The following is a 2,561-nucleotide window of genomic DNA, read 5'->3' as shown; positions in this document are numbered from 1 at the left end:
GGCCACGCCGACTACATCAAGAACATGATTACCGGCGCTGCTCAGATGGACGGCGCCATCCTGGTTGTTGCTGCAACCGATGGCCCGATGCCGCAGACCCGTGAGCACGTGCTCCTCGCTCGCCAGGTTGGCGTTCCGTACATCCTCGTTGCTCTGAACAAGTGCGACATGGTTGACGATGAGGAAATCATCGAGCTCGTCGAGATGGAGATCCGTGAGCTGCTCGCTGAGCAGGACTACGACGAGGAAGCTCCGATCGTTCACATCTCCGCTCTCAAGGCTCTCGAGGGTGACGAGAAGTGGGTACAGTCTGTCATCGACCTGATGCAGGCTTGCGATGACTCCATCCCGGATCCGGAGCGCGAGCTGGACAAGCCGTTCCTGATGCCGATCGAGGACATCTTCACCATTACCGGCCGCGGTACCGTTGTTACCGGCCGTGTTGAGCGTGGCTCCCTGAACGTCAACGAGGACATCGAGATCATCGGTATCAAGGACAAGTCCATGTCCACCACCGTTACCGGTATCGAGATGTTCCGCAAGATGATGGACTACACCGAGGCTGGCGACAACTGTGGTCTGCTTCTGCGTGGTACCAAGCGTGAAGAGGTTGAGCGTGGCCAGGTGTGCATCAAGCCGGGCGCTTACACCCCGCACACCAAGTTCGAGGGTTCCGTCTACGTCCTGAAGAAGGAAGAGGGCGGCCGCCACACCCCGTTCATGGACAACTACCGTCCGCAGTTCTACTTCCGCACCACCGACGTTACCGGCGTCATCAAGCTGCCTGAGGGCACCGAGATGGTTATGCCGGGCGACAACGTTGAGATGTCCGTAGAGCTCATCCAGCCGGTCGCTATGGACGAGGGCCTGCGCTTCGCTATCCGCGAGGGCTCCCGTACCGTCGGCGCTGGCCGCGTTACCAAGATCCTGGACTAATTCTTGCTAGGGCTTAGGGCCCTTCCTGATTAGCAGGTCTGTGAGCCGCTCAATCCCTGATGGGGTTGGGCGGCTTTGGTGATCGTGGGCCTACTAGGCTTGAGAGTCATGTTCGACCCAACCCGCATTGACCGGACCCTCGCCGCTCTGCGCACCGCGTGGGAAGGCCAACCGGACCTTCCCCTGGGAACGCTGTTCGGCATGTTGGCGGCTGAAGGTTACGGCTGGGGCGTGCCTGACGACGAGCTCACCGCGCGGTTGGAGGCGATGGCGGCTGTGCTCCCTCCGCTCGTGCCTCTCGACGCTAATCTCGTCACCGAAGGACTCTGGCTGGTCGTCACCCCCTCACATCGCGTGACGCTAGCTCCTACAATTGCGGCCCCCCGCAGTGCGGAGCAGCGCCGACAAGCGACGTCTGTGGCGGTGGTGAGGCCGGTATCGAAGGACGGGCAGCGGGGTCAGCCGGTCGCGTGGACAGTGTCAGCCCTCCGGCCCGTTGGGCCAGGACGACCGCTCGTGATTTCTGATGCCGAAGGATTCGAGCATCGGTTTGGTGTCGTTGAGTCCGTTACGCGCTTGCGGGAGGACCATCGGAGCCTGACCGGCCTCAAGCGCCGCAGCGTGGGGGACCGGGTGTGGTTCATTCGTACCGATGCCGAAACCATAATCCTCGACCATGGGCTCCACATTGTTGAACGCAAGAATCGTGAGCTTATCCGAACCGACTTCTCGTGGCACACCATCGAGGAGGGCGAAGTTGGGAAAGCACTTCGCGTCCAACTATCACGGGGAACGTTGCACACTTTTGGGTGTATCAAGGAGCTCATCCTCGCTGAATCCGCGCCTTGGAACGAGTCCGTCTCGCCCTACTAGCGGACGCCTGTTCAGCCCGCCCAAATCCTGTCCGGGCTCACGCCAGGACTTCTGCGCATTCCAAGCAGATAGCCGATGACACCCTGGTCCACGTTTTAGATCGTCGATGCTCCTGTCAGCCATCTCTCGTCTTTAGGGGCTTAACTCCACCTCCGGCGGGCGGCACGTGAATCGTGGCCAGGGATCGCCGATATCCCCGTCAGCATGGCTTTGTCTGACGGGTTCTTCCAACAGGTGCGGTGTTGGTGCAGGTGGTGAGCCGTTTCCTTTCAGTCGTTGCTGTGTGTGGTGGCTGGGGTTAGCTGCTGTCGGGTGGTTCCTCTGGTGGCTGTCCTGCTTGCTCGGTGTTGAGTCTGGCTAGTGCTTCTTGGTATTCGGGCATTGCGGTGATTGGTGTTCCCCAGGGTGGGATGAAGCTAACTCCGGTATTAAGGCGGTACATGTACCCGCGGCCGGTAGGCCTTTGTGGGTCATCATCGTTAATACCGTTGTGGTAGGCGCATAGGAAGGTCAGGTTTTTGATGTTGGTGTAGCCACCTGCTTGCCACGGGATGAGGTGGTGGACTTGGCAGTAATCAGCTGGTTTATTGCAGCCGGGCCTGGAGCAGGTGTGGAATTCCGCGTGGAGGGTAAGCCGTTGTTTGAAGTTTGCCCCACGTTCTAGCCGCCAGGTGTCGATGGGTCCTTCAATAGGGTGGACGATGGTGGCGTAGCCGATCTCAGCAAACTTGTGGGTCAAGAATTCTGCCCCG

Annotated in this window: 3 protein-coding genes; 2 read left to right on the top strand and 1 reads right to left on the bottom strand. The window is 59.9% G+C overall.

The window, feature by feature from the left end; all coding sequences use genetic code 11:
• Positions 1–936 (top strand): elongation factor Tu (gene tuf / locus RDN59_RS11985; protein ID WP_308608032.1); only part of this gene is annotated, 936 nt, incomplete at its 5' end.
• A gap of 108 nt (positions 937–1,044) precedes the next feature.
• On the top strand, positions 1,045–1,809 hold the full coding sequence (locus RDN59_RS11980) for a hypothetical protein (RefSeq protein WP_308608031.1): 765 nt from the start codon (positions 1,045–1,047) through the stop codon (positions 1,807–1,809).
• A gap of 298 nt (positions 1,810–2,107) precedes the next feature.
• On the opposite strand, the gene RDN59_RS11975 is transcribed toward RDN59_RS11980, so the two are convergent.
• Positions 2,108–2,561, bottom strand: a 454-nt coding sequence (locus RDN59_RS11975; RefSeq protein ID WP_308608030.1) for an HNH endonuclease signature motif containing protein, incomplete at its 5' end; no start/stop codon positions are given.

The sequence above is a fragment of the uncultured Corynebacterium sp. genome, assembly GCF_902489365.1.
GTDB lineage: Bacteria > Actinomycetota > Actinomycetes > Mycobacteriales > Mycobacteriaceae > Corynebacterium.
This window is presented reverse-complemented; position numbering and strand designations above follow the sequence as displayed.